At 51.8% G+C, this 15,532-nt stretch carries 12 protein-coding genes and 7 tRNA genes; 8 read left to right on the forward strand and 11 right to left on the reverse strand.

Annotated elements, in window-relative coordinates:
* Window positions 1-231: 231 nt before the first annotated feature.
* Window positions 232-1,107, reverse strand: coding sequence for an MBL fold metallo-hydrolase (locus RNAN_RS11120; protein ID WP_040552035.1), 876 nt, complete (start codon window positions 1,105-1,107; stop codon window positions 232-234).
* 133 nt (window positions 1,108-1,240) lie between these two features.
* Here RNAN_RS11120 and RNAN_RS11125 point away from each other — a divergent pair, with 133 nt between their 5' ends.
* From RNAN_RS11125 to RNAN_RS11160, 8 genes are all read left to right on the forward strand, one after another.
* Complete coding sequence (locus RNAN_RS11125; RefSeq protein ID WP_008221802.1) at window positions 1,241-1,990, forward strand: sulfite exporter TauE/SafE family protein; 750 nt, start codon at window positions 1,241-1,243, stop codon at window positions 1,988-1,990.
* 19 nt (window positions 1,991-2,009) lie between these two features.
* Entirely contained in the window at window positions 2,010-2,411 is a 402-nt protein-coding gene (locus RNAN_RS11130; protein WP_008221803.1) for a rhodanese-like domain-containing protein, read from the forward strand.
* Window positions 2,412-2,423: 12 nt separating this feature from the next.
* Entirely contained in the window at window positions 2,424-2,828 is a 405-nt protein-coding gene (locus tag RNAN_RS11135) for a YeeE/YedE family protein (RefSeq protein WP_008221805.1), read from the forward strand.
* Between the two features lie 10 nt (window positions 2,829-2,838).
* Window positions 2,839-3,246, forward strand: a complete 408-nt coding sequence (locus RNAN_RS11140; protein WP_008221806.1) for a DUF6691 family protein — start codon at window positions 2,839-2,841, stop codon at window positions 3,244-3,246.
* A 108-nt stretch (window positions 3,247-3,354) separates the two neighbouring features.
* Window positions 3,355-4,572 (forward strand): methyl-accepting chemotaxis protein, encoded by a 1,218-nt coding sequence (locus RNAN_RS11145; protein WP_008221808.1) that lies wholly within the window; start codon window positions 3,355-3,357, stop codon window positions 4,570-4,572.
* A 148-nt stretch (window positions 4,573-4,720) separates the two neighbouring features.
* Complete coding sequence (locus RNAN_RS11150; protein ID WP_008221810.1) at window positions 4,721-5,797, forward strand: efflux RND transporter periplasmic adaptor subunit; 1,077 nt, start codon at window positions 4,721-4,723, stop codon at window positions 5,795-5,797.
* On the forward strand, window positions 5,794-8,913 hold the full coding sequence (locus RNAN_RS11155; protein ID WP_008221813.1) for an efflux RND transporter permease subunit: 3,120 nt from the start codon (window positions 5,794-5,796) through the stop codon (window positions 8,911-8,913). Before RNAN_RS11150 ends, RNAN_RS11155 begins: the two co-directional genes overlap by 4 nt.
* A gap of 105 nt (window positions 8,914-9,018) precedes the next feature.
* Window positions 9,019-9,711, forward strand: coding sequence for a transporter substrate-binding domain-containing protein (locus RNAN_RS11160; protein ID WP_008221815.1), 693 nt, complete (start codon window positions 9,019-9,021; stop codon window positions 9,709-9,711).
* Here the strand turns inward: RNAN_RS11160 and RNAN_RS11165 are convergent.
* From RNAN_RS11165 to dnaQ, 10 genes are all read right to left on the reverse strand, one after another.
* Window positions 9,696-12,146: a sensor domain-containing protein gene (locus RNAN_RS11165; protein WP_008221817.1), complete on the reverse strand. Its 2,451-nt coding sequence runs from the start codon at window positions 12,144-12,146 to the stop codon at window positions 9,696-9,698. The genes RNAN_RS11160 and RNAN_RS11165 overlap by 16 nt on opposite strands.
* 397 nt (window positions 12,147-12,543) lie before the next feature.
* A tRNA-Asp gene (locus RNAN_RS11170) sits at window positions 12,544-12,620 on the reverse strand.
* Window positions 12,621-12,661: 41 nt separating this feature from the next.
* Window positions 12,662-12,738: transfer RNA gene (locus tag RNAN_RS11175), tRNA-Asp, on the reverse strand.
* A gap of 25 nt (window positions 12,739-12,763) precedes the next feature.
* A tRNA-Asp gene (locus tag RNAN_RS11180) sits at window positions 12,764-12,840 on the reverse strand.
* A gap of 25 nt (window positions 12,841-12,865) precedes the next feature.
* Window positions 12,866-12,942: transfer RNA gene (locus tag RNAN_RS11185), tRNA-Asp, on the reverse strand.
* Between the two features lie 25 nt (window positions 12,943-12,967).
* Window positions 12,968-13,044 (reverse strand) — tRNA-Asp (locus RNAN_RS11190).
* 25 nt (window positions 13,045-13,069) lie between these two features.
* Window positions 13,070-13,146: transfer RNA gene (locus RNAN_RS11195), tRNA-Asp, on the reverse strand.
* A gap of 16 nt (window positions 13,147-13,162) precedes the next feature.
* Window positions 13,163-13,239 (reverse strand) — tRNA-Asp (locus RNAN_RS11200).
* A gap of 108 nt (window positions 13,240-13,347) precedes the next feature.
* Window positions 13,348-14,787: a TIGR03503 family protein gene (locus RNAN_RS11205; RefSeq protein ID WP_008221821.1), complete on the reverse strand. Its 1,440-nt coding sequence runs from the start codon at window positions 14,785-14,787 to the stop codon at window positions 13,348-13,350.
* Complete coding sequence (gene dnaQ, locus RNAN_RS11210; protein WP_008221823.1) at window positions 14,775-15,476, reverse strand: DNA polymerase III subunit epsilon; 702 nt, start codon at window positions 15,474-15,476, stop codon at window positions 14,775-14,777. Before dnaQ ends, RNAN_RS11205 begins: the two co-directional genes overlap by 13 nt.
* Window positions 15,477-15,532: the final 56 nt, after the last annotated feature.

Raw genomic sequence — 15,532 nt, forward strand, 5'->3', positions numbered from 1 at the left:
ACATCTGGCGACAGTCTACCAGCTTACGGTTGAATGCCCCAGACTGGAAACACGCTAAAGTGTTATCGCCGATATAAAAGCTTACATTTTGTTTCTGACAGCAGTGGGCTAAGCGGCGTAATATTGCGTTATATCAAAGCAGACAGGGCGGTGCTGTTTTAACATCGACATTGCTTAGTACCTCTTGTTGTATTCGGCCGGTCAGCGCCCCAACCCCTGATCGGCCTTTTTTTATCTCTGCGGTTTTAGTGGGATCTTGATATAGCTAACGCCATTTTGTTCAGCTTTAGGCAGCTGGCCGCCACGAATATTCACCTGTACCGCCGGGTAAATTAAGCGCGGTACTGCCAGGGTTTTATCGCGCGCTTCGCGCTTTTGTACAAACTCCTGCTCTGGCGTGTCGGCTTTTACATGAATATTCTGCGTTTTTTGTTCCAGTACGCTGGTTTGGTACTTCAGCTCGCGGCCATTGGGCTGATAGTCGTGGCACATAAAAATTTGCGTGTCATCGGGCAGCTGATAAATGCGCTGGATAGAGCGATACAGCACATGGGCATCGCCACCGGGGAAATCACAGCGGGCGGTACCGGCATCAGGCATAAACAGTGAGTCGCCGACAAACAAATTGCCGGCAATCAAATAACTGACGCTGTCGTTGGTGTGGCCCGGTGTGTTAATCACTGTGGCTTTAAGGCTGCCGATGCTAAAGGTTTCATTGTCGGCAAACAGCTTGTCGAAATAATCGCCTTTGGCCAGCAGCTCGTCATCGCCAATGTTAAACACCAGCTTAAAAGTTTGCTGTACTTTTTTAATGCCCTCGCCGATGGCAACCGGCGCGCCGGTTTTGTTTTTCAGGTAATGCGCGGCAGATAAATGATCGGCATGGGCATGAGTTTCTAAAATCCACTGCAGCGTTAACTTATTCGCGGCAAGATAAGCCAGAATGGTATCCGCCCCTGCAGTGCTGACCTGGCCTGCGGCGGCGTCATAGTCCAGCACCGGATCGATCACCGCAGCCATACCGCTACTGACATCAGCTACCACGTAGCTGAAGGTAGAGCTGTCCTTGTCGAAAAACATTTCTATCGTTGCCTTAGTTGCGACCATACTCACCTCACCCCGTCTGATACAGCACTACATTAGAATATGCTAAATTTTGATTGCAGTTTAACCAAAGCCAAACTAGAATGCAAATACGGTTATAAGCATATTCCATTTTATTATATAAGGTAAAGTCATTATGTTAGCCTTACTGGGTGCCATTGTTATCGGGTTAAGTCTGGGGCTGTTTGGCTCTGGTGGTTCTATTCTGACCGTACCGGTGCTGCTGTATTTATTGCACATGCCGCCCCAATTAGCCATTGCCTCGTCACTGCTGATAGTCGCCGCTATCAGCCTGTTTGGTTCAGTGCGTAATGGTTTACAACGTTTAATCAGCTGGCGTCACGTAGGGTGGTTTGGCTTACCGGGTATGCTGGGCACCTATGGTGGTGCCTGGCTGGGCACCTTAGTGGATGCCCGCTGGCAATTGTTGGTATTTGCCATACTGATGCTGGTGGCTGCGCTGATGATGTGGCGCAATAAGGTAAGCGAACTTGGCAATGGCAAAGCCTTTAAACCGGTAAAAATTGTTATTGATGGTTTGGCCGTTGGTGCCATCACCGGTTTTGTTGGCGTGGGCGGCGGCTTTTTAATCGTACCGGCGCTGGTACTGCTGGGTGGTTTAAGTATGCCGGTAGGCGTGGCGACCAGCCTGGTGGTAATTGCGATGAAGTCTTTTGTTGGTTTTGGCAAATACTATTGGGTAATGGCGGCACAGGGCGCCGTGTTTGACTGGGCGACCATCGGCTTAATGATTGGCGCCGGCATTGCCGGCAGCTTTGCCGGCTCAGCGCTGGGTAAACGCTTACCCAAACAACAGCTACAGCGCGCTTTTGCCGTATTTTTAGTCGTCATGGCCGCGGTGGTCATTTATCAATCTGTTATTTAACGCTCGCCGGGAGGGGAAAATGAAAACTGCACAACAGCTAGTAGCCGAAGCCAAAGCCGCGATACAGGAAGTCAGCGTTAATGCCTTACAACAGGCGCTGACACAAGACAGTGAAACCGTACTGATAGACGTGCGCGAGCCTGCCGAATTTAGCCAGCAGCATATCGTCGGCGCGGTGAACTACCCACGTGGCGTGCTGGAGATGAATATTCACAACCACCCCAAAGTGGCCGCCAGCGGCTGCGAGCCGGCCGTGGCCTTAAGCCAGCTGGCACAGCAAAATGTTTACCTGATTTGCCGCTCTGGCGCACGCTCGGCTTTGGCGGCCGAATCACTGCAGCGGATGGGCTTTAGCAAGGTGTATTCGGTAGCCGGCGGCATGCAAGCCTGGCTGGATGCCGGTTTGGCCACCAAACAGTAACAGGAGCATAGCATGGAAAACTTTACCCCGTTTGAAGCTGTCGTCGGCGGCAGCCTGATTGGCCTGGGCGCCGTTATGTTGTTTATCTTTTCCGGTCGTATTGCCGGTATTTCTGGCATTACCAGCTCGGCGCTGTTTTCCAGCGAGGGGCGCAGCTGGCGGCTGGCCTTTGTCGCCGGCGTGGTTGCCGGCCCGTTACTGCTTGGCTTGCTGGTGACTGATTTTAGCTACAGCACGCCAGAGTTTGGCTGGCAGGTCATTGTCGCCGGCTTACTGGTCGGTATTGGCACCGGCTGGGGTAGCGGTTGTACCTCTGGCCACGGTATTTGTGGTATCAGCCGGTTATCGCCCCGCTCGGTTACTGCCACCCTGCTGTTTATGTTAAGTGGCGTTGTAGTTGCCACTTTGCTGCGCTAAGGAGACAAGTATGCCCATTATTATTGCTTTTGTTGCCGGTTTACTGATGTCGGTCGGTGTTGCTTATTCGCAGATGATCGATCCGCAAAAAGTGCTGGGCTTTTTAACGCTAAATGCAAACTGGGATCCCAGCCTGATGCTGGTAATGGCAGCAGGTTTGGCCGTTTACAGCACCGGGTTTTGGCTGTTTGCCAAAAAGGACAAGCCGTTATTTGCCAGCCACTTTAGCTTACCCAGCAAAAAAGATTTGGATAAACCCCTGATTATTGGCTCTTTATTGTTTGGCGCCGGCTGGGGCCTGGTGGGTTATTGCCCCGGGCCCGCACTGGCGGCGATAAGTTCCGGCAGTGTTGGTACGCTGGTGTTTATTGGCGCTATGGTCGCCGGCTGGTTTATCAGCCGCCGCCTCCCCATTTAAGCTGCATTTGCTGCAGATCAAGCCGTTATAGAGTATCGAGGTCGCGGGCTGTTATTGGCTATGTTATGCTGATTTTACTCAGTTTAGCTTACCAGGACGAGCGACCTTATGACGGCTTTCACCTCTGTTTACCTGTTTATTGAGCGCAGTTTTTTTGCCACCTTAAGCCGCAAAATTGTTGGCAATATCAGTTTTTTAGCTATCTTTTTTATCCTGGCGCTGTATTTAGCCTACCCCGAAGGCGGTGCCGACACTGCCTGGTGGGTATTGGCACTGCTTGGGCTTGGCGCCTTTGTGTTTACTGTAGGTTATATGCATTATCTGATTGTGCGGCCGGTAAAAGCCCTGGTCAGCGCTTTGCACGACACCAACCGTAAAGGCACCGACTTACAGCACCGGCTGCCGGCCTTTACCTTTGATGAGTTTCGCACCCTGTCCGAAGAGTACAATCAGTTTGTCAGCCAGTTGGGGGTATTACTGGGCGATATTCATCTGCAGGCAAGGGAAACCCATCAGGTGAATGAACAGGTCGCACAGGCAGTTAAAAGCACCCGCAGCCATTTACAGGATACCGAGCAGCGTAGCGGACAAATTCGCCGCGACAGCGATTTGGTACTGCATGAACTGGCCGACATCGTGCAGCACGGTGACGAGGTAAATAACGTCTCCACTGTTGCAGTAGATAAAGCCAAAGTCGCCAGCAGCCAGATGCAGCAACTGAGCAAGCAGCTGGCCGGTATAGTGACACTGCTCGATAGCTTTGCCAGCACCATTACCGGCTTACACAAAAACTCTGAAAATGTACGGCAAATTCTGGTGATGGTGGAAACCTTTTCCGATCAAACTAACCTGCTGGCATTAAACGCGGCTATTGAAGCGGCGCGTGCCGGTGATGCCGGCCGCGGCTTTGCCGTAGTGGCAGATGAAGTGCGCACCCTGGCCGCTAAAGTAAATGACGCTACCAAGCAAATTTCCGGCTTTTTAAATGAAATGGAGCAGCTGGTCGGCGAAACACGCAGCGAGTCACAAAGCCTAAACCAGCAGGCACAGCAAGCGCAGCAGCAAATTGCCAATACCAGTGACGAATTTCAGCAACTGCAACAGGAGCTGCAACAGGCGAAAAACGGCATTCAGAATATCAACCAGACCGTGCTGCAGCTGGAGCAGCGTTATCAGCAAACCCACCAGCATTTAACTGCGATAGAGCAGGTAACCAGTGATGCCTACAGCCAGATGGCGTCGATTGATCAGGCGGCAAAAGATCTGCTGGCCGGCACCGCCCGTACCCAGCAGCAATTAGGTCGCTTTGCCCGCAGCCAACCGTAATCGCTGTCTATCGGTTTAACAGAGTGCAAACTCTGTTAAACCAGCCATATTTGCTTACAGTTAGCGGCTTGCTGACATTCAGACCTGTAGGTATATTTTACCGCTGTACTAAAACCATCCGATACCCTTTTGCCGTCAAGGACGCTTTATGCTGAAAACACTGCCCCGCTCTCCTGTTATTCTGGCCGTTATTCTCGGTGTCGCCTTAGTACTTTGGTTGTTAAGCGGTGACCATGACAGCGCGCAGCACAGCGCACCGGCCGCACAGCAATTACCGGAAAAACAACTACCACTGGTAGAAACGCACTGGTCAGAGGCACAGCCCTACCAGGCAACCCAGGTTGCGCAGGGGCAGGTGTTGCCCTGGCGCAGTGTCAGTATAAAAGCCCAACAGGCAGGCCGGATTGAAGCCTTGCTAAAATTGCAGGGTGACGCTGTACAACAAGGTGATGACTTGCTGCGGATTTCTGATGAAGGCCGCAGCACCATACTGGCGCAAGCTAAAGCGAATTTAACCCTGCGCCAAACTGAATTGGCCAGTGCCAAGACATTGGGTAAAGCGCAGTTTTTATCAGCAACTGAGCTTACCCGGCTGCAAAGCGAATTAGCCAAAGCCGAAGCAGAAATGCAAACCGCCAGCCTGGCACTGCGCCAAACGGTACCGCAGGCACCTTTTGCCGGTGTAATAGACCGTCGCCATGTTGAAGTAGGCTCGCTGGTACAAAGCGGCAGCGAGCTTTTGCAGCTGGTACAGATTGATAAACTTAAAGTGACAGCGCAAATTCCTCAGCAGCATATCGCTGCGATGCACACCGGCCAACAGGCGCAGATCCGCTTACTGGACGGGCGCAGCCTGCAAGGCGAGCTTAGCTTTATCAGCTACGCGGCCGATAGCGCCACCCGCAGTTTTTACATAGAAGTTACGGTCGACAACCCACAGCAATGGCGCATCGCCGGTGCCAGCGCCACTGTTGAAATACTGCTCGATAGCGTGCAGGCGCATCGGGTATCGCCCGCGCTGTTAAGCCTGGCTGACAGTGGCCAGTTAACCATTGCTGTAGTCGATGAGAAGCAGCAAGTGATGACTTACCCGGTGACCATTTTAACCGTTGACAATAACGGTGCCTGGGTCAGCGGCCTGCCACAGCGCGCCCGTATTATCACACAGGGGGCGGGCTTTGTTGCCAGCGGCGACAAGGTACGCCTGGGTGGAGCTGCATTATGAATCAGCTGATCCAAGCCGCTATCGGCCGCAGCCGCGCCAGCATGATGCTGCTGGTGTTTTTATTTATTGCCGGTATCAGCGCTTATCAAACGATCCCGAAAGAAGCCAACCCCGATGTCGCCATTCCGATGATGTATGTGTCGATGTCACTGGACGGCATCAGTCCGGAAGATGGCGAGCGTTTGCTGGTGCGGCCGATGGAGCACGAGCTGCGCTCACTGGAAGGCATTAAAAAAATGACCTCCACCGCCAGCGAAGGCCACGCCTCTGTGATGCTGGAATTTGACGCCGGTTTTGATGCCGACAAAGCGCTGGCCGATGTGCGGGTAAAGGTGGATGCAGCCCGTTCTAAACTGCCCAGCGAAGCGGACGAACCTACGGTAAACGAAATTAACGTTGGTTTATTTCCGGTGCTGTCAGTCGGTTTATCCGGCCCGGTGTCCGAAAACCAGTTGGTGTTTATCGCCCGGCAGTTGCAGGAAAATATTGAAGCGATCCCCGAAGTATTAGAAGTAGATATTGGCGGTGACCGCGAAGACTTACTGGAAATCGTGGTCGACCCCCAGGTACTGGAAGGTTATGGCCTGGATTACCAACAGCTGTTTAGCCTGGTATCGAATAATAACCGGCTGGTGGCCGCCGGCAGTTTAGATACCGGCGCCGGTCGCATGGCGATGAAAGTGCCTGGCGTGATTGAAGATTTAAACGATGTGCTGTCGATGCCAATTAAAACCGACGGCGATACTGTCATTACCTTTGCTGACGTTGCCACCATTAGCCGCAGTTTTAAAGATCCGCTGGGGTTTGCCCGGATTAACGGCCAACCGGCCGTGGTATTAGAGGTGAAAAAACGCGCCGGCGCCAATATTATCTCCACCATTGAACAAACCAAGACGTTAATAGAGCAAGCCAGCAGCCAGTTTCCGGACGGTATGCAGATTAACTACATCATGGATCAGTCTAAAGAAGTGAAAAACATGCTGTCAGACCTGCTGAACAACGTGTTAACCGCTGTGGTACTGGTGCTTATTCTGATTATCGCCACTATGGGCGTGCGCTCGGCGCTGCTGGTGGGCATTACGATTCCCGGTGCTTTTTTTGCCGGTATTTTGATGATCGCCGCCCTGGGTTACACCATGAATATCATCGTGCTGTTTGCCCTGATTCTGGTAGCAGGCATGCTGGTAGACGGCGCTATCGTGGTCAGTGAGCTGGCAGATCGTAATCTGGCTGAAGGCCAGCCACCGAAACAAGCCTGGGCCAATGCCGCCGGCCGTATGGCCTGGCCTATTATTGCCTCAACCGCCACCACTATAGTGGTGTTTATGCCGTTATTGGTCTGGCCCGGTGTCGTCGGTCAGTTTATGAAGTACCTGCCCGCCACGGTGATCCTGTGTTTGCTGGCATCGTTATTTATGGCGCTGATTTTCTTACCAGTAATGGGTGGCTTAAGCAAAGCCCGGCCGCCGGTGCATGAAGTGCAGCAAAGCAGCGCGGGTAAGGCTTATCGCAGCCTGCTTGGCCGTTTGCTGCGCCGTCCCGGCCTGACCTTTGCCGGCATGCTGGGCGCTATGCTGCTGATTTTTGTCGCTTATGGTAAGTACAATCATGGCCTGGAATTTTTCCCGTCTGTCGAACCTGAATCGGCACAAGTATGGGTGCGGGCGCGTGGTGATATGTCCATTTATGAAAAAGACGCCCTGCTACAACAAGTCGAGCAACGCCTGCTTGGCTTGTCAGAGGTAAAAGCGCTATATGCCCGCTCTATGGCAAGCGCCGGCGGCGAGCTGGCACCTGATGTGGTAGGCACCTTGCAGTTTCAGTTTATCGACTGGCACGACAGACGCCGTGCCGCCGCGATATTAGCTGATATGCGCCAGCTTACTGCTGATATCCCCGGCGTCATTCTTGAGTTTCGCCAGCAGCAGGAAGGCCCGGCGGCCGGTAAGCCGATAGAGCTGCAGGTAAGCAGCATGGAGGCGGCGGCAACCGAGCAGGCTGTAACGCAGATAGTGAGCAAAATGCGTGAAACGGGTGGTTTTGTTGATATTGAAGATGACCGCAGCCTGCCCGGCATAGAATGGCGCATTGAGGTTGACCGCGCTGCTGCCGCCCGCTTCGGCGCCGATGTGCTTACCGTGGGTAATGCGGTGCAGATGATCAGTAATGGCTTACTGCTGGCCAAATTCCGCCCCGAATACGCCAGTGATGAAGTGGATATCCGCGTGCGTTTTCCGCAGAACTGGCGCTCCTTAGAGCAGTTAGGCCGCTTAACCATTCAAACCCCCCGTGGTCAGGTGCCGCTGAGTAACTTTATTAAACTGGTGCCGGCAGCGAAAACCAGTGTGATAAAACGCATTGATGGTAACAGAGCCGTAACGATAAAAAGCGATTTAGCTGAAGGCTTTCAGGTAAGTGAGCGTTTACAGGCACTGCTGGGCAGCGATATTAAACTGCCAGACAATGTACTGGTAAAAACCGCCGGTGAAAGCGCCGATCAGCAAGAGGCGATGACATTTTTACTCGGCGCCTTTGCGACTGCCATCTTTTTAATGCTGATGATTTTGCTGTTGCAATTTAACAGCTGGTATCAAAGCCTGCTTATTTTATCAGCGATAATTTTCTCTACCGCCGGCGTGCTACTGGGCCTGCTGGTTAATGGCCAGAGTTTTGGCATCGTGATGGTGGGTATGGGCATTATTGGTCTGGCCGGAATCGTAGTAAATAACAATATCGTGCTTATCGACACCTACAATCAGCTGCGCGATGCCGGCCTGTCAGCGGCAGATGCGGCGCTGGAAACCGGTTGCCTGCGCCTGCGCCCGGTGCTGTTAACCTCGATTACCACTGTGCTGGGCCTGATGCCGATGGTGTTGGCGGTAAACGTTAACTTGCTGGAACCCAGCCTGGGTTTTGGTGCGCCATCCACCCAATGGTGGACACAGTTATCCAGTGCCATAGCCGGCGGCTTAACCTTCGCCACCGTGCTAACGCTGTTTTTAACACCCTGTATGCTGGTATTGGGTGAAAAACTGCGGCCGCGCAAAACGACCAGTGATATAAAAGTAGTCAGCAGTGCTGATGATATTGCCCAGTTGGTGAAAAAGCGGGCCTGAGCTGTGGCTGGACATTATCCGACCAGTCAGTTATCTGCGCTGGCCCGGTTTTTAAGCGTCCGTCTTTAGGCTAAGATGCAGCTAAGTGTGAATGCAAGGCTCTGTATGCGTATCTTACTGGTGTTAAGCTTGCTGCTTGGCAACACCCTGGCAAGCGGTAGTGAAATTCGCCTGGGGGTGCATAACTTCCCGCCTTATTTTGTGATGAGCGATAACGAAAACTGCGGCGGTGAGGCTGTAGAGCTAACCCGTCATTTACTGCAAACAGACACCATTAAACTTACTACCGTATGCGCAACGCCGGCCAGGCTTTACAAGTTGCTGCAAAGCGGTGAGGTGGACTTAACCATTAATATTAAGCAAACCAAAGCCCTGCCCGATAACGTCAGCTTTGTGGCAACGCCTTATGTGCAACTGTCTTTGGTGTTACTGACACACGGTGCAGCCGTGGCACGCGACAAAGTCCCTACCATCGCCGCCATTCGTGGTTTTGACTACCATGGCCAGCGTCAGGTATTAACCGATAAAGGCTATACCTTTATCGATCTGCCCGACAGCATCAGTGCGGTTGAAATGTTTATTAAGGCCCGCAGCAGTGCCCTGCTGACCTACGAAGAGCCGTTTAACCATTACCTGCACCAGCATAACCTGCCCTTCGCCAAACACTACCAATGCCAGCTGCTGGAGCATATAGATGCGTTTTATGTAATCTCGGAGCAATCACTACATAAAAGCTATATCCATCAGCAGTTAAGCCGCTATGCGACGCAAGCGCAATTAAGTTATTTCTCACGTTGAGCCTTTGCCTGACGCAACTGTTGCTCAATGTCGGGCAAGCCGGTGGGTTTAGCGTAAAAATAGCCTTGGCCAAATTCACAGCCTAACGCCAACAGCATGTTTTGCTGCTCTGCCGTTTCAATACCCTCTGCAATAACAGCAACACCTATAGCCTGCGCCATCGCCAGCATGGCTTTAACCAAGCCTAAATTGTTCTCTTTATCCAGTTGTTGCACAAAGATGCGGTCAATCTTGATATAGTCGATAGGTAAAGCGGTCAGATAAGATAAGGATGAATACCCGGTACCAAAGTCATCAATCGCAATTTTAATACCGGCGCTGCGAAACGCATTGAGGTTCTCCTGAATGGTAGGAGAGTGTTCCATCGCTACGCCTTCGGTGATCTCCAGTTGCAGGCATGCCGGTGATAACTCCAATAAGCTCAGTTTGCTTGCTATATAATCGTATAACGCCGGATCGGAAAAATGCTTAGCGGTAATATTTACCGCTACAGGTAATGGCTGCAAACCAGCCAGTTGCCATAACCGGATTTGTCGCAGCACATTTTTCAACACCCAACGGTCCAGCTGTTTACCAAGATTCACAGTTTCAGCAATAGCCACAAATACATCCGGCGCTATAGTGCCAAGCTCGGGGTCATACCAGCGCAGCAGGGCCTCGTAGCCAATTAATTGTTGGGTTTGTAAATGGTATTTCGGCTGCAATACCAGGCTAAGCAAGTCTTGTTCCAGGGCACGACGTAAGCCCTGCTCTATCTCCAGTTGTCTGGTCAGGGCATTATGAATATCTTCGTGATACAGCCGTAATAACAGCCGCTGCTGTTTTGCTTCAAACATTGCCGCCTCTGCCTGGCGGATCAACACATGTAGCTCTGTGGCATCATCCGGGTAAATGCTGCCACCTACACATATTGAGGGCGAGATTTTTTCATTTGCTAACCAGTAAGGCTCTGCACATTTTTCCACTAAATAATGCATAAAAGGTAGCAAGCTGCTCCGCTCAGTGACCGGCAACAATACAATGTAATCATCAGCGCCAAGCCTGCAGGCCAACGCTTCTTCGGGCAACACACTCTGCAGCCGGTGCGCGGCCTCTATCAGCATAAGATCACCAAACTCGTGGCCATATTTTTCATTAATCAGCCGAAACCGATGACAATCAATAAATAAGATGGCGTACGGCTGAAGCGGGTCTTGCCGGCGGTTAAACTGCTCTGCCAGCCCTTCACGGTTTAGTAAGCCGGTTAACGTATCAAAATTGGTCAGGAATTTAGCATGATTTTTTGCCTTAACCTGCTCGGTGATATCGATGCCAACCCCCTGAATCTCATCCGCAGACTCAGCGCTGCCGGCCAGGTTACTAAAGGTCCAATCGACCCAGTGCACATTATTATTTGGTCCAAGCATTCTCACCGATAACGATACGGTGGCAGACTTCTCGGCTTGCCTGAGCTGCTCCAGCAAGGCTTCGACACTATGGCGCTCGTCAGCATGGATAAACTCGAGAATTGAAATGCCGAGCATTTGAAACAACTGCTGGTTTAGCTGGCGGCAAAAAGCGTTATTAACAAAGGTAAGCCGCGAGTTTTTACTTAAACGGCAGATAAATTCTTTCTGGTTCTGTACGATATCGCGATAGCGTTGCTCAGCCGAGATAAGCCGCTGTAATACCGCCTTAAATTCAGATAAGTCGTGACACACACCAACAAACAGCCGCCCTTGCTCAGTGCGGGATTCCCCCACTGACAGGTGCATAGGAAATACCGAGCCGTCTTTACGTTGCGCCTGCACATCGCGGCCAATACCGATAATTTGTGCTTTGCCGCTGGTTTTATAATTGTGCAGGTAACCATCGTGCATTTCAGCATGTGCTGATGTCATTAACATGCTGATATTTTTACCGATTACTTCTTGTTTATGGTAACCAAACAGCAGTTCTGCCCCCCGGTTAAAACTTTGCACTATGCCCCATTCATCGATAGAAATAATGCCATCGACAGCAGCTTCCAATAGCGCATCCTGCATCGACCTCAAACTCAGGTGTGCTGTAACACTGGCCTGATATGCCGTTAAATCATGGCAGATGCCAACAAAATAGCGCTTAGCACCAGCTTTAGCTTCACCGACAGACAAATGCATCGGAAAGATGCTGCCGTCTTTACGCTTGCCCTGCACATCGCGGCCGATACCAATAATTTTTGCGGTTTTACCCGCCTCAACATAGTTTGCCAGGTAATTATCATGTTCACTATGAAAGGGTTCCGGCATTAACATATGCACATTCTGACCAACACATTCGGCGGCGCTATAGCCAAACAGCTGCTCTGCCGATGGAGAGAAAAAACACATTAATCCCCGTTGATCAATGACGATAATGGCATCAACCGCAGAGCGCACTATGGCTTCCTGCAGTTGACTCAGCTCAAAAGTATCCATACCTGGCCAAACCTATTATTAGTAGGCAATATAATAATTTGCTAAATTACACTGCCGTTTATTGACAATAGTTACAACTCTAGAAGTGATGTACCTGTTTTTCCAGAAAAAATCCGGCGAAAATCAGACAAAAAGAATATAAAAATGGATTATTGTTAAATAATCGCCAAGACATTTTGGCCACGCTGTCAACAATAAACAGCTGTGTACACTAGCGCCGGGGCTAAAACGCAAAAAACCAGCATAATGCTGGTTTAAAGTGGCTACGCTCTCGGGACTCGAACCCGCGAGCACTTTTGGCTTGGGGCGTGACAGGCCGGCTAAGTTCTTAACAGAGAGTAACCGACTGAACTACCGCTGCCTAAAACAAAAAAACCAGCATAATGCTGGTTTAAAGTGGCGGAGCGGACGGGACTCGAACCCGCGACCCCCGGCGTGACAGGCCGGTATTCTAACCGACTGAACTACCGCTCCGCGTTGGAGTGAGCTTATGGCTCTTGGGTAACTTACTGAAGTGGCGGAGCGGACGGGACTCGAACCCGCGACCCCCGGCGTGACAGGCCGGTATTCTAACCGACTGAACTACCGCTCCGGATTGGGAAGCTTATTCGACACAGTGGCGGAGCGGACGGGACTCGAACCCGCGACCCCCGGCGTGACAGGCCGGTATTCTAACCGACTGAACTACCGCTCCGGGTCAGGAAGCTTATTCGACACAGTGGCGGAGCGGACGGGACTCGAACCCGCGACCCCCGGCGTGACAGGCCGGTATTCTAACCGACTGAACTACCGCTCCGGGTCAGGAAGCTTATTCGACACAGTGGCGGAGCGGACGGGACTCGAACCCGCGACCCCCGGCGTGACAGGCCGGTATTCTAACCGACTGAACTACCGCTCCGGGTCAGGAAGCTTATTCGACACAGTGGCGGAGCGGACGGGACTCGAACCCGCGACCCCCGGCGTGACAGGCCGGTATTCTAACCGACTGAACTACCGCTCCGGTGTGTATCGAAAATTGGCGGAGCGGACGGGACTCGAACCCGCGACCCCCGGCGTGACAGGCCGGTATTCTAACCGACTGAACTACCGCTCCGCGCCAATTGCGCTGCAAAATTTCATTTGGGTATCCTGCAGTGCGGCGGGAATGATACGGATAAGCGAAAAGGCCGTCAACTTCTTTTTTGCCGCTTTTGTTTAATCCTTAATCATCCGGCAAGGTCAGATCAAGAATGTCATCCATATCGTTGTTTTTTTGCGCATTCGGCGCATTTTTATCCGTTGCCGCCGCTGTGGCTGCTGGTTTTGCTGTGCTTGGTGGTGCTACTGGCTTCTTACGCCAGAACATCAGGTCAGCGAATTTACGATCAGTCATCACCAGCCAGATCGCCACACCGCCGCCACCCAAAATCACCAGGTTAGCCAGGATCACCAGCAGCCAGGGAAACTCAGGCTCTGGCGGGGCATTTTCTTTGGCAATTTCATCTTTTACATGCTGGGGTAACTCTTGCAGTACCGGCGCTTCTGCCACCGGCCGGTTCACCACAAAACTGACTTCGGGTAAATTGAGCATAAATTCACGGCCATCCTGCATAGTGCCATAGGCCGACACTTCCAGAATATAGCTACCATGGCCACGATTATGCAGCTTCAGTTCACGCGGAGCGCTACCCGGCTCGTTCAGCGAGAAGCTTTCTACCTCGCCGTTGGGATAACGTACCCGCCCTTGCAGCAAAACACTGTCGGCATTAACACTGGCGTCAGTCACTTTAAACAGTACCTGATGCGGTATTGCTTGTTGCTGTGGTTTGTCTTCCGGCACCGCCGGTGAGGCGGTGATGTCCGCAATTATCGGGGCGGGTTTGAGTACCACCGGCGCTTGCTGTACTTCCCGGGTATAGAGTGGCGTTCTGACAATATATTTCGGCGTCCATTCACCGGCAACAAACCTTAGCTGAAACTCGCCGGTAAATACGCCATCGCGTGCTCTTTCATCATAGCCTTTGCCATCATCACGAAATTGCGCCACCTGCACCACGCCGCGGCCAAAGTTATCGTATTGTGCATTATTGGTACTGACAAAGATCACTTCCAGCGCCAGCACTTCATTAAAGTCTTTGGCCGTAATCGGCTCGTCGCCGTTAGTTAGCCGGGCACTGATCTTTACCGTTTCGCCCACCATTAAATTGGCTGGTAACGGGTCGACCTGCAGCCGGATTTCGGTTAGCAGCATAATACGGCTTTCCGGCAACAACCGGCCAATGGCCTGCCAGGGGCCGGGCATAGGGTTTTTAATCTGAATTAAGTCGTAACTGCTGGCGTCATGCCAACGCACCTGCTGCGCCTCTGCGGTATTGAAGTGGATTTTACTGCCATCAGGTCGCACCAACACGGCTGATGCCGAGCCACGTTTGCGAAATAACAGTAAGGTTATTTCCTCAACGTTGTTATCTACCCGAAAACGATTGTCAAACAGCGGGATCTGGTTTTTGGTCGGCAAGTCGTTGAGCAGGGCAAAGCCATGTTCCTGCAAGGCCTGCTCGACCTGCTCTGGTGTAATCGCCTGTTGTGGTTGCTGCTCTGATTGCTGCGCCCAGGCAGGTAGCAGCATAACCAGCATCAGTAAGCAGATTAATTTCGCCACAGGCAACTGCCTCCTTTTTTCTGCACCAGATCCAGCCGGCTTTCATGTGCAGCCAGCTCTGCCTCGCTGGCGCGGATCACCTTCAAGCGACCACTGCGTTGTATCGCCACCGGCCCGCTATTATTGCTGGCATTATCCTGCTCATTAGCCAGGTTTAAACTGACCTGACCGCCGGTCATCATCAGATATACATCAGCCAGGATCTCGGCATCGAGCAAAGCACCGTGTAATGTGCGGTGGCTGTTGTTAATGTCGTAACGGCGACACAGCGCATCAAGGTTATTCTTCTGGCCAGGATGCATTTCCCGCGCCAGCAATAGGGTATCTAAAATCGTGCAGTATTGTTCGACCGGCGGCAACGCGGGCCGCAGCATGGAAAACTCATGGTTTATAAAGCCAACGTCAAAGGCCGCGTTATGAATAACCAACTCAGCGCCCTGAATATAGTCAAAAAAGGCTTTTGCAACCTGGGCAAATACCGGCTCATCTTTCAGCCGCTCATTGGTAATACCGTGCACCGCTACTGCTTCAGCGTCAATAATACGCTGCGGGTTAATATAAACATGAAAGTTATTGCCGGTAAAACGGCGGTTAATAAGCTCGACACAGCCAATTTCGATGATACGGTGGCCATCTTTCGGGTTAATACCGGTAGTTTCGGTATCGAGAATAATTTGTCTTTTTGCCATGCTGATTTCGTTTTGCTGCGCATTTGGGTTAGATTATACGCCGTTTTGGTTTGAGG

This window comes from Rheinheimera nanhaiensis E407-8, from assembly GCF_000296695.1.
GTDB lineage: Bacteria > Pseudomonadota > Gammaproteobacteria > Enterobacterales > Alteromonadaceae > Alishewanella > Alishewanella nanhaiensis.

Coding starts and splice junctions, on each gene's coding strand:
- RNAN_RS11120 (WP_040552035.1), bottom strand. CDS start 1,107: ATGGTCGCAACTAAGGCAACGATAGAAATGTTTTTCGACAAGGACAGC.
- RNAN_RS11125 (WP_008221802.1), top strand. CDS start 1,241: ATGTTAGCCTTACTGGGTGCCATTGTTATCGGGTTAAGTCTGGGGCTG.
- RNAN_RS11130 (WP_008221803.1), top strand. CDS start 2,010: ATGAAAACTGCACAACAGCTAGTAGCCGAAGCCAAAGCCGCGATACAG.
- RNAN_RS11135 (WP_008221805.1), top strand. CDS start 2,424: ATGGAAAACTTTACCCCGTTTGAAGCTGTCGTCGGCGGCAGCCTGATT.
- RNAN_RS11140 (WP_008221806.1), top strand. CDS start 2,839: ATGCCCATTATTATTGCTTTTGTTGCCGGTTTACTGATGTCGGTCGGT.
- RNAN_RS11145 (WP_008221808.1), top strand. CDS start 3,355: ATGACGGCTTTCACCTCTGTTTACCTGTTTATTGAGCGCAGTTTTTTT.
- RNAN_RS11150 (WP_008221810.1), top strand. CDS start 4,721: ATGCTGAAAACACTGCCCCGCTCTCCTGTTATTCTGGCCGTTATTCTC.
- RNAN_RS11155 (WP_008221813.1), top strand. CDS start 5,794: ATGAATCAGCTGATCCAAGCCGCTATCGGCCGCAGCCGCGCCAGCATG.
- RNAN_RS11160 (WP_008221815.1), top strand. CDS start 9,019: ATGCGTATCTTACTGGTGTTAAGCTTGCTGCTTGGCAACACCCTGGCA.
- RNAN_RS11165 (WP_008221817.1), bottom strand. CDS start 12,146: ATGGATACTTTTGAGCTGAGTCAACTGCAGGAAGCCATAGTGCGCTCT.
- dnaQ (WP_008221823.1), bottom strand. CDS start 15,476: ATGGCAAAAAGACAAATTATTCTCGATACCGAAACTACCGGTATTAAC.